18 protein-coding genes and 2 pseudogenes are annotated in these 14,716 nt (G+C 39.0%); 11 read left to right on the forward strand and 9 right to left on the reverse strand.

Going from position 1 to position 14,716, the window contains the following annotated elements; translation table 11 throughout:
- Positions 1–127 precede the first annotated feature (127 nt).
- From V3595_RS01465 to V3595_RS01475, 3 genes are all read left to right on the forward strand, one after another.
- A complete protein-coding gene (locus tag V3595_RS01465) occupies positions 128–466 on the forward strand; it encodes a hypothetical protein (RefSeq protein WP_072273489.1) in 339 nt (112 codons plus the stop codon).
- Positions 467–621: 155 nt separating this feature from the next.
- Positions 622–1,347, forward strand: a complete 726-nt coding sequence (locus tag V3595_RS01470) for a ZIP family metal transporter (protein ID WP_252267569.1) — start codon at positions 622–624, stop codon at positions 1,345–1,347.
- A 163-nt stretch (positions 1,348–1,510) separates the two neighbouring features.
- Positions 1,511–1,873, forward strand: a complete 363-nt coding sequence (locus V3595_RS01475) for a hypothetical protein (protein ID WP_485905156.1) — start codon at positions 1,511–1,513, stop codon at positions 1,871–1,873.
- 90 nt (positions 1,874–1,963) lie between these two features.
- Here the strand turns inward: V3595_RS01475 and V3595_RS01480 are convergent, their stop codons facing one another.
- Complete coding sequence (locus V3595_RS01480; protein ID WP_485905157.1) at positions 1,964–2,887, reverse strand: NAD(P)-dependent alcohol dehydrogenase; 924 nt, start codon at positions 2,885–2,887, stop codon at positions 1,964–1,966.
- A gap of 212 nt (positions 2,888–3,099) precedes the next feature.
- Here V3595_RS01480 and V3595_RS01485 point away from each other — a divergent pair.
- Positions 3,100–3,663 (forward strand): annotated as a pseudogene (locus tag V3595_RS01485) (dihydrofolate reductase family protein).
- A 217-nt stretch (positions 3,664–3,880) separates the two neighbouring features.
- Here the strand turns inward: V3595_RS01485 and V3595_RS01490 are convergent.
- The 6 genes from V3595_RS01490 to V3595_RS01515 form a co-directional block, all read right to left on the reverse strand.
- Complete coding sequence (locus V3595_RS01490; RefSeq protein WP_485905159.1) at positions 3,881–4,513, reverse strand: NAD(P)H-binding protein; 633 nt, start codon at positions 4,511–4,513, stop codon at positions 3,881–3,883.
- Positions 4,514–4,577: 64 nt separating this feature from the next.
- A complete protein-coding gene (locus V3595_RS01495) occupies positions 4,578–4,967 on the reverse strand; it encodes a MerR family transcriptional regulator (RefSeq protein WP_485905160.1) in 390 nt (129 codons plus the stop codon).
- A gap of 27 nt (positions 4,968–4,994) precedes the next feature.
- On the reverse strand, positions 4,995–5,741 hold the full coding sequence (locus V3595_RS01500) for an SDR family oxidoreductase (RefSeq protein WP_485905162.1): 747 nt from the start codon (positions 5,739–5,741) through the stop codon (positions 4,995–4,997).
- Positions 5,742–5,759: 18 nt separating this feature from the next.
- Positions 5,760–6,611, reverse strand: a complete 852-nt coding sequence (locus V3595_RS01505; RefSeq protein ID WP_485905164.1) for an aldo/keto reductase — start codon at positions 6,609–6,611, stop codon at positions 5,760–5,762.
- 73 nt (positions 6,612–6,684) lie between these two features.
- On the reverse strand, positions 6,685–8,055 hold the full coding sequence (locus tag V3595_RS01510) for an MFS transporter (protein WP_485905166.1): 1,371 nt from the start codon (positions 8,053–8,055) through the stop codon (positions 6,685–6,687).
- A 267-nt stretch (positions 8,056–8,322) separates the two neighbouring features.
- The gene (locus V3595_RS01515) at positions 8,323–8,475 is read right to left on the reverse strand and encodes a hypothetical protein (protein WP_485905168.1); all 153 of its coding nucleotides are present in this window, start codon (positions 8,473–8,475) and stop codon (positions 8,323–8,325) included.
- A gap of 132 nt (positions 8,476–8,607) precedes the next feature.
- Here V3595_RS01515 and V3595_RS01520 point away from each other — a divergent pair, with 132 nt between their 5' ends.
- The 3 genes from V3595_RS01520 to V3595_RS01530 all read left to right on the forward strand — a co-directional run bounded on the left by V3595_RS01520 (position 8,608) and on the right by V3595_RS01530 (position 9,688).
- On the forward strand, positions 8,608–9,099 hold the full coding sequence (locus tag V3595_RS01520; RefSeq protein ID WP_485905170.1) for a DUF6773 family protein: 492 nt from the start codon (positions 8,608–8,610) through the stop codon (positions 9,097–9,099).
- Positions 9,100–9,127: 28 nt separating this feature from the next.
- Complete coding sequence (locus V3595_RS01525) at positions 9,128–9,325, forward strand: helix-turn-helix transcriptional regulator (RefSeq protein WP_034309784.1); 198 nt, start codon at positions 9,128–9,130, stop codon at positions 9,323–9,325.
- Positions 9,326–9,433: 108 nt separating this feature from the next.
- Positions 9,434–9,688: a sigma-G-dependent sporulation-specific acid-soluble spore protein CsgA gene (locus V3595_RS01530; protein WP_101223217.1), complete on the forward strand. Its 255-nt coding sequence runs from the start codon at positions 9,434–9,436 to the stop codon at positions 9,686–9,688.
- Between the two features lie 43 nt (positions 9,689–9,731).
- Here V3595_RS01530 and V3595_RS01535 read toward each other — a convergent pair whose 3' ends face one another.
- The gene (locus V3595_RS01535; protein ID WP_485905171.1) at positions 9,732–10,385 is read right to left on the reverse strand and encodes a hypothetical protein; all 654 of its coding nucleotides are present in this window, start codon (positions 10,383–10,385) and stop codon (positions 9,732–9,734) included.
- A 324-nt stretch (positions 10,386–10,709) separates the two neighbouring features.
- A complete protein-coding gene (locus V3595_RS01540; RefSeq protein WP_485905172.1) occupies positions 10,710–11,573 on the reverse strand; it encodes a LysR family transcriptional regulator in 864 nt (287 codons plus the stop codon).
- 164 nt (positions 11,574–11,737) lie between these two features.
- Here V3595_RS01540 and V3595_RS01545 point away from each other — a divergent pair, with 164 nt between their 5' ends.
- The 4 genes and pseudogenes from V3595_RS01545 (at position 11,738) to V3595_RS01560 (ending at position 14,635) form a co-directional block, all read left to right on the forward strand.
- On the forward strand, positions 11,738–12,016 hold the full coding sequence (locus V3595_RS01545; RefSeq protein ID WP_485905174.1) for a DUF2798 domain-containing protein: 279 nt from the start codon (positions 11,738–11,740) through the stop codon (positions 12,014–12,016).
- Between the two features lie 290 nt (positions 12,017–12,306).
- Positions 12,307–12,504: pseudogene (locus V3595_RS01550) on the forward strand (KGG domain-containing protein); the annotation flags it as partial.
- A gap of 177 nt (positions 12,505–12,681) precedes the next feature.
- Positions 12,682–13,128: a glucose starvation-inducible protein GsiB gene (gsiB, locus tag V3595_RS01555; protein ID WP_485905176.1), complete on the forward strand. Its 447-nt coding sequence runs from the start codon at positions 12,682–12,684 to the stop codon at positions 13,126–13,128.
- A gap of 160 nt (positions 13,129–13,288) precedes the next feature.
- Complete coding sequence (locus V3595_RS01560) at positions 13,289–14,635, forward strand: DUF3238 domain-containing protein (protein ID WP_485905178.1); 1,347 nt, start codon at positions 13,289–13,291, stop codon at positions 14,633–14,635.
- The last annotated feature ends 81 nt before the right edge of the window (positions 14,636–14,716 follow it).

Below are 14,716 nucleotides of genomic sequence, written 5' to 3' on the forward strand. Positions count from 1 at the left end.
AACTGTTATCTGATTTTAATGAAACTTATATGTTAAGTAACTAAGCCGAAAAGAAACCGAAATGAACATTTGATAAAATAAGTTTTTATGGAGATGGATTTTTGTTAGTTAAAGAGGGGGAATAAAGGTGGAGGAACATGTGAAAAAGGCTTTAGTAGAATGGAATGAAGAAATCAGTGATGTGTTAAATGGGATAGAAAAAGAGTATGATGAAGTTAAGCGTGAACTTCAGGTTTATTCCTATAAATTCAATATTACCAAACAGGTTGTACAATCCACTATTAATGATGAAATTATTCGAAACATCCGCGAGCTCTATCATAAACCTTTTGAACAAAAATTGAACGAATTGAAAGAATCGATAAAAGAGCTGGAAGAAAAGAGAAAGGTTTTTCAAATGTTTGTCGATAAAATCGAAAAGGTTAGTGAAAGAGAAGAAGGAAAACCGCAAATATCAGTCATATAAGGCAGCGAAGAGCAGGATACTCTACCATTCTATACACAAAAACCCTGGCAGCGAATATAACTGCTTTTTTTTGCTGGAATTTGCAAAGATGCCCCTTGTTTACCCCAACATCAACCCGGGTACACTATCCTATAAAAAGGAAATGGGGGAATTCTATGTGGAATGCGGTCTTTTGGGGAGGGGTTTCGGGTTCTGCCGTCTTGCTTGGCGCACTTGCCGCCATCCTCATTCCGATAAAGAAAAACATCATTGGCTATATCATGGCTTTTGGTACGGGTGTATTGATTGGCGCCGCGGCATATGAGCTGCTTGCTGATTCGGTGAGTGATGGTGGAATCTGGGCGACGGGGATCGGATTCATAGCAGGGGCCGCCGTGTTTACCGCCTTGGATTTCCTTATTTCCAAAAAAGGTGCGGATAAAAGGAAACGGTCCAATAATAGCTCTTCGAAAGAAGCGGGCCTAGCCATTTTCATCGGGACGGTGATGGATGCTATACCGGAGTCGATCATGATTGGCGCAAGCTTAATAAGCGGCGGCTCGGTAAGCTGGCTATTGGTCATTGCCATCTTCATCAGTAATATTCCGGAGGGGCTCTCAAGTACAACAGGTTTGCTCAAAAGTGATTACTCCAAGAAGAAAATCATGCTGCTGTGGTTTTCCGTCCTGATCATTTCGGCACTCTCCTCGATGTCGGGCTATCTATTCCTCGATCATGCCCCGGACTATGTCCTGGCAGCGATGGCAGCCTTTGCAGGCGGTGGAATCATCGCCATGATCGCCTCAACGATGATGCCTGAAGCATTTGAAGACGGAGGGCCGATCACGGGCATATTCACCGCTGCGGGCCTGCTTATCTCTTTAGTTCTGGATTCGATGTGAGATTGTCCCCTTGGAAGGAAAGGGGGGCAATTTTTTTTGTGAATTCTATCATAGAAGGAAATGCACAAGGAATCTATCTCGAAAAAAGAATTGTTGGTGTTAAAATATCATTTCAAATCATACACTCTTCATATAGATTTTAGACATTGAGGAGCTGTTGGAAATGAACTTCGAGATGCAAATAGCGAATATGTTAGCTGATAATTTAAAAGGTTTCATAACATTCGTCCGGGATAATCATGAAAATGAAAACAACTGCTTTTGTTTAAATAAAGTTAAATTGTATCAATTGAAGCTTCTTGTTGAGGAGTTTAAGTTTCAAGTATTGGCCGATGAACTTAAACGGATCAACCGGTTTACCTGGGATGAAAACTATACGCACTTATTAGTTGATAGATTCAGAAAAGGGATGGCTATCATTGAAGAGTACGTTGAAAATAACTACAGCGATTTATTCATTTTCACCGCTAGACTTTACACGTTGAATAGCCTCAGCTTAACCTTTTGCAAAGAGGAATGTCTGTGAAGAAAGTGGACCCCAATTATATAAGAATTATGACGTCATACCCCTACAGATCCAATTGTCTAAGGGGTATTTTCATGTTCAAGCGGTTAGTCAGGGGTTATCATGATGAACAGTTATCACTACATTTCCCTTTTTATGTCCTAGCTCTACGTATCTATGAGCCTCGGGAATCTGTTCCAGAGGGTAGTGCTTATCAATGACCGATTTTATTTTGCCAGTTTCGATAAGGTCCTTGAGGAGTAGTAAATCTTCCGTAAGTACCTTTGCTATTCCTTGACCTTCAACGGACACGTATCGCCCGTTCGGGGTAAGTGCTTTTTTGCATGTGGCTTTTGAGCTTTTCCCGACTGCATCAAAGATGATGTCATATCGCTCTTGTCTTTCCGTGAAATCCTCTTCGGTATAATCAATTACTTTATCGGCTCCCAATGATTTCACCAATTCAAAATTAGCGGCACTGCATACTCCGGTAACTTCTGTTCCAAAGTATTTGGCCAGCTGTACGGCTGAAGTACCTACCGAACCAGATGCACCGTAAATGAGGACTTTTTGTCCGTCCTGGATATTGGCTTTTCTGAAAAAATGCAGAGCTGTCGTTCCCCCAAAAGAAACGGCGGCGGCTTCCTCATAGGTCGCATTGGCAGGCTTTATTGCGATTGCCCCGTCTTCAGGTAAGCATGTGTATTCGGCATGAGCCCCAAAATTCATTCCAGTCATGGCAAAAACCTGGTCGCCTTTTTTGAATTTTTTCACATTGCTCCCTGTTTCCTCTATCTCCCCGGCTAGCTCCACTCCCAATATCGATTTTCGCGGTTTTCTAAGCCCCAGAAAGATCCGCATCGGCAGCCATAATAAGAAGGGGCTCTTGAAACTCCGGACTCTTATGTCCCCTGAAGCGACTGTTGCCGCATGAACCTTTACCAGAACTTCATTGTCCTTGGGCGTTGGCTTTGCTACCTCTTTGAGTTCCAGTACATCGGGTGAACCGTATTTTGTGCATACCATTGCTTTCATCGCAAGTCTCCTTAGTTTTTGATTCAGTCTTTTAATACTATGATTTATGCTGAACTATAAAACTACATGTAAACGAAACTGAAGAAACTTTTGTATGAAGCTTAAAAGCATTAGGTATTTGTCCGGCATCGGTCAGGGGCTGTAACGCTGATCGGTCGAAACTTTATGATTTTATAACAAGGGACATTCTATAAGACAAAGGAGATAAAAGTATGGCCATTAACGAAAGACCGAGAAGAATAGTTTTAGATTTAGCAGTTACTTTAGATGGATTTATTGAAGGGCCGAAAGGAGAAGTTGACTGGTGCATTATGGACTCTGAAATGGGGTTCATTGATTTCTTAAATGATATTGATACTATTTTTTATGGGAGAAAAAGCTATGATTTATGGGGACAATATACTCCGTAAAATGAGGTATCTGATACTGAAAAAGAAATTTGGAAATTAGTTCATTGCAAAGAAAAATTCATGTTTTCCAAAACAAAAAAAGCATTGATGATAAAGTAACAATCATAAATGATTGTTGAAGAAGTAAATAAATTAAAGAAAAAGCCTGGTAAAGACATCTGGCTTTATGGCGGGGCAAGTCTTATTACATCTTTTATAAGATTTGGGCTGGTTGATGAATTTAGGTTATTTGTTCACCCTGTTGTTTTAGGGGAAGGAAAACCTTTGTTTATTGACATGAAGGAGAGATTGAATCTAACACTGGTTGATACAAAAAGATTTTCCTCTGGTGTTGTTCAACTTTGCTATCATCTTAATGAAGGATAATTGACTAAATGATCAAAATTTTTTATGAAAAATTCATAATTAGATAAAAAAAGTAACTCCATTTTTAAAAAAATGGAGTTTTTGTATTTGCTGTTAATGGAAGGGGATTTATAATCAATTTTTATTCTAAAGCTACATTTTGGACCAATTTACCTTGCTGGTCACATCGAGCTGTAACCTTTTCTGTTATAAAGAATTTCCCTTTTTTGAATACAAACTAATAGAACGATGGTTTTTCAAAATCGGTATCTGGTTCGCTGACTCCTAAACTTTTGCAAATATATTTCGTGTTATCAGCAAGTAAATCCATAATCAAACGAGATACAGCCTGCCGTGTAACTTGTGCACCTATAAATGGTTCACCATTTTCTGTCAGTTCATATTCTTCATTACCTTCTTGGTCGTAAAGCCAAGTTAAACGTAGTAGTGTGTAATCAAGGTCTGAATCTTCGACTACCTTGGCTGCAGATTTGTATAAGGGTGCACTGGATCCAACCATTGCATCATTCCAGCGGCCAAATGCACCAGTGACTTCATCATAAATACCTAAAACTGTTGCACCAATGAGACGTTTTACACCAGCTTCATCCATTGCGGAAACAATAGATTGTGTTGCTTGAGCGTCACGCATATCATTTAAATAAACAATATCTATTTCAGACATTGCTTCGACAAGTTTAGATTTATCATGAAAGTCACCATCGATAATTTTTACTCGTTCACTAGATGCTTTTAAACGAGAATTTGCGTTTCTCGCATATAAAGTGATATCTGTATCTGATTCATTAAGCAAGCGGTCAGTTAACATACGAGAAACTTGACCAGCTGCACCTAAAATCAAAACTTTCATTTATCCCTCACTCCGTTTCGCATATAGTCGAAGCATCGAAAATGAATTTTTTCGTGTGCAACTATCATTCATCAAATTCACGAAGCCCTTTTTCAGCTGGAACAACATGACTTTCGTAGTTATCAATCTTATAATTCAAACGATCGAGTGCACTTTGCATTAAATCAATACGTTTTTGCATCTCGTCACGTTCGTCACATAAAATTCCCACACGAGCTGGGATATTAGCATCGTCACCATTTTTGAACAACTCAATGTACTCGATTAGTGCTTCAATGGATACCCCTGCTTCACGCATATGACGGGAAAACTCGATCCAACGGATGTCCTCATCGTCTAAATCACGTACACCGTTCTTATCTCTTTTTACTGGTGGTATTAAGCCGATACGTTCGTAATAACGAATCGTATCAGCAGACACACCAGTTTTTTCACTTACAACTTTGATGTTCATGTAAAATCCACCTTTTTATGTTTTTTATTAAGGTAATTGGATAGTTGGACGAATAATAATTTCATTCATTGCAGTATCTTCAGGAGTATCCATTACAAACGCTACTGTTTCAGCAATACGTTCAGCTGGAATGGCCACTGCACTGTAAAGTGAATCGATACCGCCTTTAAGGTCTGTATCGGTAATTGTGTTTGGTAATTCCGTTGCTACGGCACCTGGTGAAAGAATTGTCACACGGATATTGCTTCCTGCCTGAGCTTCTTCTTGACGAAGTGCTTCAGAAATCGCACGTACTGCGTATTTAGTACCACTGTATACACCGCCACCTGGGTGAGTCTTGTGCCCGGCAACAGAAGAAACATTAATGAAGTGACCAGATTTTTGTTCACGCATTACTGGAAGACCAGCTGCGATTCCGTAAAGGACACCTTTAATATTTACGTCGATCATTCGTTCCCATTCGTCCACATGAAGTTTATCGAATGTTGAATGGGGCATAAGACCAGCGTTGTTTAACCAAACGTCGATTTGTCCAAAAGTATCTACCGCTAGTTTTGCGAGAGCTTCAACGTCACTGCGTTTTGTTACGTCAGTGCTGGCGTAAATTACTTCGCCACCTTCAGCTTTGATTTCGTCTGCCAATTTTTGAAGACGTTCTTCACGACGAGCACCGAGAACAACTTTGTCTCCGCGTTTTGTTAATAATTTTGCAGTTGCTTCGCCAATACCTGATGATGCCCCTGTAATAACGATTACTTTGTTATGTTCTATCATTTTATTTTCCTCCAGTTCTTAACGCTCTGCTTTCATTGAACCAAGTGCTTTTACCATCACTGGATCTCTGTGTGAGAAGAAGCTGCTTTTATTTGTATCAAGTGTGGCAATTGTCTTTATATCGTTTTCGCTTAATTCAAAATCCCAAATATCGTAATTCTGAGCGATGCGTTCTTCATGAACGGATTTACCAAGAGCTGAAATTCCGCGCTGGATTAGCCAGCGAAGGACAACTTGAGCGACTGATTTGTTATATTTTTCACCTATTTCAATTAACACTTCATTTGTGAAGAGACCGTTTTTTCCTTCTGCAAACGGAGCCCAAGCTTGTACAGCTACATTGTATTCTTGGTGGACTTTTAAAACTTCTTCTTGCTGTAAGAAAGGATTCACTTCAATTTGGTTCACTTGTGGAGTTATTTCATTATGAAGAATTAAATCAACCAAACGATCAGTATGGAAGTTACTTACACCGATTGCACGAATTTTTCCTTCTTTATAAAGTTCTTCAAGTGCGCGCCATGAGCCATAAATGTCTCCATATGGTTGGTGGATTAAGTACAAATCAAGGTAATCAAGCTGCATGAGTTCAAGCGTTTTCCCAAATGCCGTTTTTGTCGCTTCATAGCCTGTGTCACTCACCCAAAGTTTTGAAGTGACAAATAATTCTTCACGAGGTACATCACTTTTCTTGATTGCATTACCCACAGCTGATTCGTTCATGTAAATTGCAGCTGTATCAATCAAGTGATAACCAGCTTTAATTGCTGTAAGAACACTTTCTTCTGCCTGTTGAAGATCAGGGATTTGGAAGACCCCAAAACCGTTAAGTGGCATTTTTACGCCATTATTTAATGTCACATATTCCATATTTTTTACCTTCTTTCTTTTAAGTGAAGTTCAGTATAAACCTTGGAGTTCACTCCAAGGCAAGGGGACATATTCAATTTTTTATTTCTTTCTTCATAACTGGAAGTATAAGTGCAACTACAAGAATAATTGCTAAAACCAGCATGACACTACCGCCTTTTAATGCGACATTTACTTGAGTTACTAATCCGCTGCTGGCTGATATACTTGAAATTGCTACTAATATTGCAAGACCAAGTGATCCGCCAATTTGGTGTGCTACGTTTACGACACCACTTGCAGCTCCAGCATCACTCGCTTCAGTATGAGCAATACCAGCAGCAGTTAAAGGACTAAGTGATAATCCTTGCCCGAAACCAATGAAAATCATTGGAAGTGCAACGCTAGCAATATAACTGCTATTACCAGAAACAAAACTTAACCAGAACATGCCGATCGTTGTAATTATTAGACCGCATAGTAGAACACGACCATTGTTAAAGCTTCGAGTAAAGAGCGGCACAAGCATAGCGGAAATAAAATTAGCGACTGTCATTGGAAAGAATCCTATACCGGCTTGTAATGGTGAAAATCCATAGATAGATTGTAAAAATTGAGTTATAAAGAACCAAAATGCCATCATGGCACCCAAGAATAGCATGCGTGCTAAGTACGCACCATTGCGTTCACCACTCTTAAATAGACGGAGTGGCATGATTGGTTGATCTGCACGTTTTTGCGTGTATACAAAAGTAATAAGTAAAATTACTCCAACAGCAATAGAAATGAGAGCAATCATTAATTGCTCCTCTAAGGTTACAATTCCATAAACAAGTCCAACAATCCCCAATAAAGAAGTAGCTGTCCCTGCTATATCGAATTTTCCTGCAATAGTAGCAGATTCCTTGATATGCTTTTTCGTTAGAATGTACATGATGATACTAATTGGGACATTAATGAAAAATGCGTAACGCCAAGATAACCAACTGGCAAAAATACCGCCAAGAACTAAACCGGCACTTGCACCGATACCAGCAACTGCACCATAATAAGAAACAGCCTTCGTACGTTCTTCCCCCTCCTCAAAGTTATCCATCAATAATGCAAGTGTAGATGGAGCAAGAAGTGCCGCACCAACACCTTGAAGTGCACGTGCAATAACTAACCAAACGGCATTCAGCGCTGTACCAACTAATAGTGAACCCAAACCAAAGATAATTAATCCAAGAATAAACATTCTTCTACGCCCGAAAATATCTCCGGCACGTCCACCAAGCAGTAACAAACCACCAAAAATTAATGTATAAGTGTTTTGAACCCAAGTTAGATTGCTTTGAGATAAGTGAAGTGATTCTTGAATTTTAGGTAAAGCAGTAATTACTACAGATATATCTAAAACAATAACGAAATAACTAATAAGAATAATGCCTAAAACAATTGATTTGTTTTTAGCTTTCTTTACCATTTTTCTTTCCTCCGTTTCAATTACATGTATCACTGTAAACCTTGGAGTTCACTTCAAGACAAGAGAAAAGTTTAAAAAAGGTGAAAGAAATTCTTAAATAAAAAACGAAGATAATTAAGATTGCCATTGTAGAGATGGAGCGCATTTGACACTTAGCCACCCAATAAATATCCTTGTTAAAAGAATTATTTTGAACTAGACATTTTTCCTTATTCACCTATACTACCCTGTTACTTTAAGTACATTCCTTCACAACAATGATTAAAATCATGAATTCACGAGTAAAAGCTTGAAATTCACGAGTAAAACTCCAAAACTCACGAGTAAAAGCTTAGAATTCACAAGTAAATCTCCAAAACTTACGAGTAAATCCCCAAAACTTACGAGTAAAACCCTAAATAAAGCTAGTGAGGTATCCATACATGATGTATGGGTACCTTTTTTTATACATATTGCAATTTATAAATTGTAAAATGTAATATATATGTTGCAAAAAGTTGAATAAATCATATAATAAGGGTAAGCGATGGAATTATTGGAGGTCGATCAAAGATGAATCTATTCAAACGAACAAAAAAGATCACGGATGAGCGGGTTGAGAATGTAAGAAATAAGATTTATAAAGAAATGTATTACGTCATTTTGGCCATTTGCCTGGTGAGTGCACTTTTCAAACTATATAAATATGGTGCAGGCAGCGGGGAGTTATATCTGGAATTCGCGATCCTTGTTGCAGGAGGACTGTATTACTTAGCTCGTTCCATTTTCTTAGGTGTATTCTGGGATGAAGTGGAGATGCATGACCGCACCAGCAAAACACCGATGAGCAGGAAGACGATTCTTGGGACGGTTGCTTTAGCACTTCTCATCGCTATATTCATGGGGGTGAATAGTGCTGTATCCTATGCCGATAGCAGTTCCCAGGGCGTATGGTATTTTGTATTGGTATCGGTTGTATCTGTTATGATCTATTTGCCGATTTTACTACTGTTTTTTGGTGGTATATACTTATTGGCGAAGAAAATTGGAATGAAGAATAGCTAAGATAATAAGAAATAGTAGGTGCTTTCCCTTGAAGAATATAAAACTTAAGCTTGCGAGAGTAGAAAAGGACTTGTCACAAGAAGAACTGGCCAAGATTGTCGGCGTATCCAGGCAAACGATAGGATTGATTGAATCCGGAAAGTATAATCCCTCATTAAGTTTATGTGTCGGAATTTGTAAAGCATTATCCCGCACATTGGATGATTTATTTTGGGAGGAAGACTGATTAAGGGTATCCATTGACTTGGATATCTTTTTTTAGGAATTTATCATCAAAAAATGGGGGAAGGTATAGCATGTAAGCAAAAATCTAACATTCGAGAGGGATGGTTTGATGGATCGTACGATTGGTTACTTACGTGAGATATTGTCTAACTATACGGACCAATATCCTGAAGCGCAGGAAATTTATAATAAAATCAAAAGCGGACATTTTCATTCTGAAGAAGAACTCGTCAATAAACTATCCGGTAAAGAAGCCAGTCTCCTTAACCATATTCTTCCTCAGGAAATTAAACATGCGAAGGAAGCGAGTGATACGGAACGGGTCACGCAATTATCAGAGGTATATGAACTGATTATTATATGATAAAACCTTGTCCATGATGATCATGGACAAGGTTTTGTTGGTTTTATTCCATTTCACTAAGTGAATCCATATGACTGGCTATCATGGCGATGATCGTGCTTGCTTCTTCCTTGCTGAAAATGAAATTCGTTTCATCCTTTATCAGGTCATCATCCGCTGTCCGAATCCGATTGATCCGTTTCAGCACACCATCACCTGTTTCCTGGACGATACCGAATTGATAGGTGACCTCGACTTCATTATCCTGGATATAAGCGGTCACTTCAGGCGTTTCCCAATCTACATCGATTTCGTATATTTCGGAATCGTCGCCGTCTGGAACATACAAATCATCATTATCATCATCCATATCCATATCATATTCGTAATCGTACTCATCATCATCCTCTTCCAAATAGTTATGGAAGCTCTCATGGATAGCATCGACGATATCTTCAATGTCCGAAAGGATGACCTTGCTGATCTGCCCTAAATCCGGATCGAACGATTCCATATAAAATTCTTCATTATACGGATCAAAAAACAGCGTGGAAAAATAATCCCGCTCATTGTCATCCAGCTCTGTATAAAACTCGATGCGTGGATGCTTAGATCCGCGCTCCACGATCAAACTGCCATTGCGGTCGTATTTTTCACAAATTGATTTAAGATGATCCTGCAATTCCCCGCTTACTCTGTCAAACCATTCTAATGACATCAACATCCACTTCCTTTCGTGATTATTATTTCCCAGAAAAGGCGAATTTGACGTGCCATTTAAAGCCAAATGCAATTTAACTTCGCATCAAAAATGTCAGTTATAAAAAATAATTTAAAGGGAAAATTAGATGAAAAGCAAAAACGATATTAAATATTTCAGGATTTATGAAACAAGCAACCAGGGCGGGATGGGCTCAGTAATTCCTGCAGCAACAGAGTTAAGAGATTTTATTTAGTAAAGCAATGCAGTTAGCAAAGAGTTCAAGGGTAAACGTTCGGAGAGGTTAGGAACTCCCTTCATTATTTTAGAAGGGAATTTTTATTAAGCTTCCCTATACCTTTCAATAATAAAGTCAATAAAATACCTGCTTGCTATTGGCAATACCCTTTTATCCTTGTATGCCAAAGTAATTGTTCGGATAATAGAAGGAGAGATGGCTTTCGTTACAATATTATAGGGACATTTATTTAAGAGCAGCTTCGGTAAAATCGAAATGCCAAGCTCTTGTTCAATCATGGACATAATCGCATAAGGATCATATACCCGGTATTGTGTATCAGGTTCAAAATTGTACTGTTTAAAAATTATTAATGGTTCATTTATAACGCCCTCATCCAACAGGATATAAGGATCTTTTAGCAATTCTTTCAATGAGACTTTTGTGGATGATGCTAAAGGGTGATCTACTGGCATTACAGCCAGCATTTCGTCTTCTTGCAAGGGAATCGTAGTTAGATCTGTAACATTTGAATTCACAAAGCCAAAGTCTACGCTGCCTTCTTTAATCCAGTTTGAGATTTCCGTATAATTTCCTTGATGTAATTCGAAATGAACAGTTGGGTAAAGTTCCTTAAATTCTTTGATCAATCCTGGTAGCCAATGACATGTAACACTGGAAAATGTGCCAACTCGAATAAGGCCGCTTTGCAGTCCCTCCATCTCTTTATGCTTTTCAGTCAGTTCCCTATGTGAATTACAAATCTTCCGGATATATGGCAAAAATTCCTCGCCATCTGGTGTCAGTGTAATACCCTTTCGAGAACGTAAAATAAGAGTGGTGGAAAGCTCTTCCTCTAATGAATGCACCATTTGGCTAATGGCGGACTGCGTATAGCCAAGTTCTTCAGCAGCTTTTGTAAAACTGCCTGTTTCTATGGTTTTGATAAAAGCATAATACGAATTCAATCTCACTAACCCCTTTGCATTAGCAATTCTAATAGATCTATTATAAAAATTGGTTTTACTAATGTAAATCGAAGAAATAAAATATAGTTGGGAACAGAACAACAGAAAATTAAAAATATCAAGGAACCTAAAATTATTAAATCAGGAGTTGAAGTACAAAAATAATGAATATTAACGTTAAATACAGAAATATTATTTATGCATTTTTAATGGCATTTAGTATGTCCTTTTTTATTTCATTTATATTAGTCTCAATAAATAGGGGTTATGATCATACATTCCTATCTACATGGTTAAAAACTTGGTCACAGGCTTTTGTCTGTGCTTTCTTTGGAGCTTACTTTTTCCCGAGAGTAATACAACAAATAATGAGAAGAATTAATTTTGTAGAAAAACCGTTAATAATTGAGAAAGATTTTTTGGTGAGAGAAGAAGAAAATTGATAATGGCCAGTAGATAATTAAAATTTCGGTAATAAAATGTGGTTTTAAAGGATTTCCTGAAAAACAGTAAAGAATATGGATTTCAAAAAATACTGATATAGAGCTGCCAAATCGCCTGCGAGAAGGAATTCCCAAGTAGGTTAGGAAGCATCATGAGTGATATCATTCATGATGCTTTTCCTTTTGAAATGGAAAAGTTTTAATAGATTCTAGTTTTATATCAAAACTATCGGGTATACATAAAACTGTAGCTAGTTCATAAAAAATCCAAATAATAAGGAGGAGTTTTAATGACTAACAACAATGAAAAAATGAGCAGGGAAGAAGCTGGCCGCAAAGGCGGGGAAGCGACAGCAAAAAATCATGATAAGGAATTTTTCCAAGAGATTGGTCAAAAAGGCGGAGAGGCCACTTCCGAAAATCATGATAAGGATTTCTATCAGGAAATTGGCAAAAAAGGCGGAGAGGCTAGAGCCAATCAACGTGATGGGTCCGATGATTGAAAAATGAGCAGGGAAAAGCAGGACTTAATGGCGAGGGAAAAAGTCGCCGTTAAAAAAACGACCTGATGTTTTTAGCTGAATCTAGTTTTATAGCTGTTCAAGCGGGTACATGTCATATGTAGCTAGTACATGAAAAATCCAAATAATAAGGAGGACTTTTTAATGGCTAACAACAATGAGAAAATGAGTCGTGAAGAAGCAGGACGTAAAGGTGGAGAAACAACAGCAAAAAATCATGATAAGGAATTCTATCAAGAGATTGGCCAAAAAGGCGGAGAAGCAACATCTGAAAATCATGATAAGGAATTCTATCAAGAGATTGGCCAAAAGGGCGGAGAAGCAACATCCGAAAATCATGATAAGGAATTCTATCAAGAGATTGGCCAAAAGGGCGGAGAAGCGACATCCGAAAATCATGATAAGGAATTCTATCAGGAGATTGGTAAAAAAGGCGGAGAAGCGACATCCGACAGTCATGGCAAGGAATTCTATCAGGAAATCGGCGAAAAAGGCGGAGAGACACGGGCCAATCAACGAGATGGTTCCGATGATGGAAAAATGAGCCGTGAAGAAGCAGGACGCAAGGGCGGGGAAAAAAGCCGCCGTTAATATATAATCCAGAAACTTATAAATGACCGAGGGAATTACCATTCCCTCGGTTTTTTTATGCCATCAGCAAGTCCCGAGGAAATAACCTCCACAGCACATTGCAAAGTGTGCTTGGAGATTAAAGTGGGTAAAGAAATAACACCTAGAAAAGAAAGAGGTGATGAAGAAGTTGATTGCCCATTATTCATTTCCCCGTTTAAAAGTAGGCGGAGTTACGTTCACTGCAAGGCATTCATTGCTTGCTCTTGGTATTGCGGGAATCGCTTATCTCATTTCCAATAAGAGGAAGCATCAAGCGGTATTCAAAACGGCTTCATGGATGTGTAAAATCGAACGGAAAGAAGATGCCATTAAGCTTATTTGGCCTGATGAAGGCGGTTTCTATCGGGTATTTAGGGGGCAAGAGCTTATTTACAGCGGCTCTGTGCCAAGTATTGCAGATAGGGGACTGACTCCAGGAACCATTTACACGTACACGATAGATAGCTTGAATGAAAAAAATCAGGCAGTGAACAGGATGAAGATACAGACATCAACGACCGCCGAGAATAAAAAAGAAGATAATATCCTTTTGGATTTGGTATTCACCACGATTGTCGCAAGAGGCCAAGCCAGCCTGGAATGGGAGCCCATCAAAGGAATAAAAGAGTATACGATTTACCGAAACGGCGTGGATATCGGGAAAGTGGGTGGATGTTCCTTCAGTGATCGAAGTATTAGTGAAGATCAGGAATACACATATACCATTAAAGCAAAGCGGCCCCTTCCGCGGTCAGAGCAGGAGTCCTATGCCGTGAAATCACTTGTAGCGAGTATTGTCGGTGCCGTAAAAAAAGGTTCATCCCAAGCACAGGCTGCGATCGAGGAAATAACGAATACGAAAAAGATTGGGCCTGTAAAAAAGCTTTTACAGCCAGTTGAAAACGATGTGGACGGTAAAAAGAAAAGAAATTGGCAGCTGCGCTATTCCACCTTTTTACCGGAAGAGTGGCTGAAAAACCCCAATCTTGCATCGAAGGTTCCCTTTTTTAAAGGTGACAATCGCGGGTTTGATCCTGAATCACCCTGTTTCCGGACTAGAGTCGATGTGTATATTCACGAAAAGGAAAGAAAAGCCGAGATTGAATTCTCCAAAGCGGTCGGGAAAAGTGAAGCCTACAATCATGATGGCGATTTCCTCGAGGAAGGAGTGGCCTCTGATGAAGACATTGAAGTGAAGCGCGTATTATCCAATCTTGAAAAAACGACAATTCAGCTGACACACTCTGTAGGCAACCCAATCATCATTTCTCCTGCCGTGGATTATAAAGTGATCGGGACCTTTTACCGAAATGGCGAAATCAATATAGCCGGCTATCATGATCAGGCACCGCATCACGAAGTCTACCTAAAGGAGGCAGATGACCTAGACTGGGAACCCCTGCACCTGGCGGAAAACAAAGGGCTCGAAATGATGGCGCATCCTACGGCCAATCATTTATGGAGATACTCTACATTTACACATTGAAAAGGACGAAAAGCCATGAGCGCTGATCGTCCTTTTTTTGTTGATACTAGAAAGTTGACCATTTCTAATACAACAAACAAA

The sequence above is a fragment of the Bacillus sp. CFBP9009 genome, from assembly GCF_036541465.1.
Classification (GTDB): Bacteria; Bacillota; Bacilli; order Bacillales; family DSM-1321; genus Peribacillus.

Bases quoted from the DNA above. Each gene is read 5' to 3' on its own strand.
- V3595_RS01500 (WP_485905162.1), bottom strand. From the start codon at position 5,741: ATGATAGAACATAACAAAGTAATCGTTATTACAGGGGCATCATCAGGT.
- V3595_RS01470 (WP_252267569.1), top strand. From the start codon at position 622: ATGTGGAATGCGGTCTTTTGGGGAGGGGTTTCGGGTTCTGCCGTCTTG.
- V3595_RS01505 (WP_485905164.1), bottom strand. From the start codon at position 6,611: ATGGAATATGTGACATTAAATAATGGCGTAAAAATGCCACTTAACGGT.
- V3595_RS01520 (WP_485905170.1), top strand. From the start codon at position 8,608: ATGAATCTATTCAAACGAACAAAAAAGATCACGGATGAGCGGGTTGAG.
- V3595_RS01480 (WP_485905157.1), bottom strand. From the start codon at position 2,887: ATGAAAGCAATGGTATGCACAAAATACGGTTCACCCGATGTACTGGAA.
- V3595_RS01495 (WP_485905160.1), bottom strand. From the start codon at position 4,967: ATGAACATCAAAGTTGTAAGTGAAAAAACTGGTGTGTCTGCTGATACG.
- V3595_RS01560 (WP_485905178.1), top strand. From the start codon at position 13,289: ATGAAGAAGTTGATTGCCCATTATTCATTTCCCCGTTTAAAAGTAGGC.
- V3595_RS01490 (WP_485905159.1), bottom strand. From the start codon at position 4,513: ATGAAAGTTTTGATTTTAGGTGCAGCTGGTCAAGTTTCTCGTATGTTA.
- gsiB (WP_485905176.1), top strand. From the start codon at position 12,682: ATGGCTAACAACAATGAGAAAATGAGTCGTGAAGAAGCAGGACGTAAA.
- V3595_RS01530 (WP_101223217.1), top strand. From the start codon at position 9,434: ATGGATCGTACGATTGGTTACTTACGTGAGATATTGTCTAACTATACG.
- V3595_RS01535 (WP_485905171.1), bottom strand. From the start codon at position 10,385: ATGTCATTAGAATGGTTTGACAGAGTAAGCGGGGAATTGCAGGATCAT.
- V3595_RS01515 (WP_485905168.1), bottom strand. From the start codon at position 8,475: ATGGATACCTCACTAGCTTTATTTAGGGTTTTACTCGTAAGTTTTGGG.
- V3595_RS01545 (WP_485905174.1), top strand. From the start codon at position 11,738: ATGAATATTAACGTTAAATACAGAAATATTATTTATGCATTTTTAATG.
- V3595_RS01475 (WP_485905156.1), top strand. From the start codon at position 1,511: ATGAACTTCGAGATGCAAATAGCGAATATGTTAGCTGATAATTTAAAA.
- V3595_RS01510 (WP_485905166.1), bottom strand. From the start codon at position 8,055: ATGGTAAAGAAAGCTAAAAACAAATCAATTGTTTTAGGCATTATTCTT.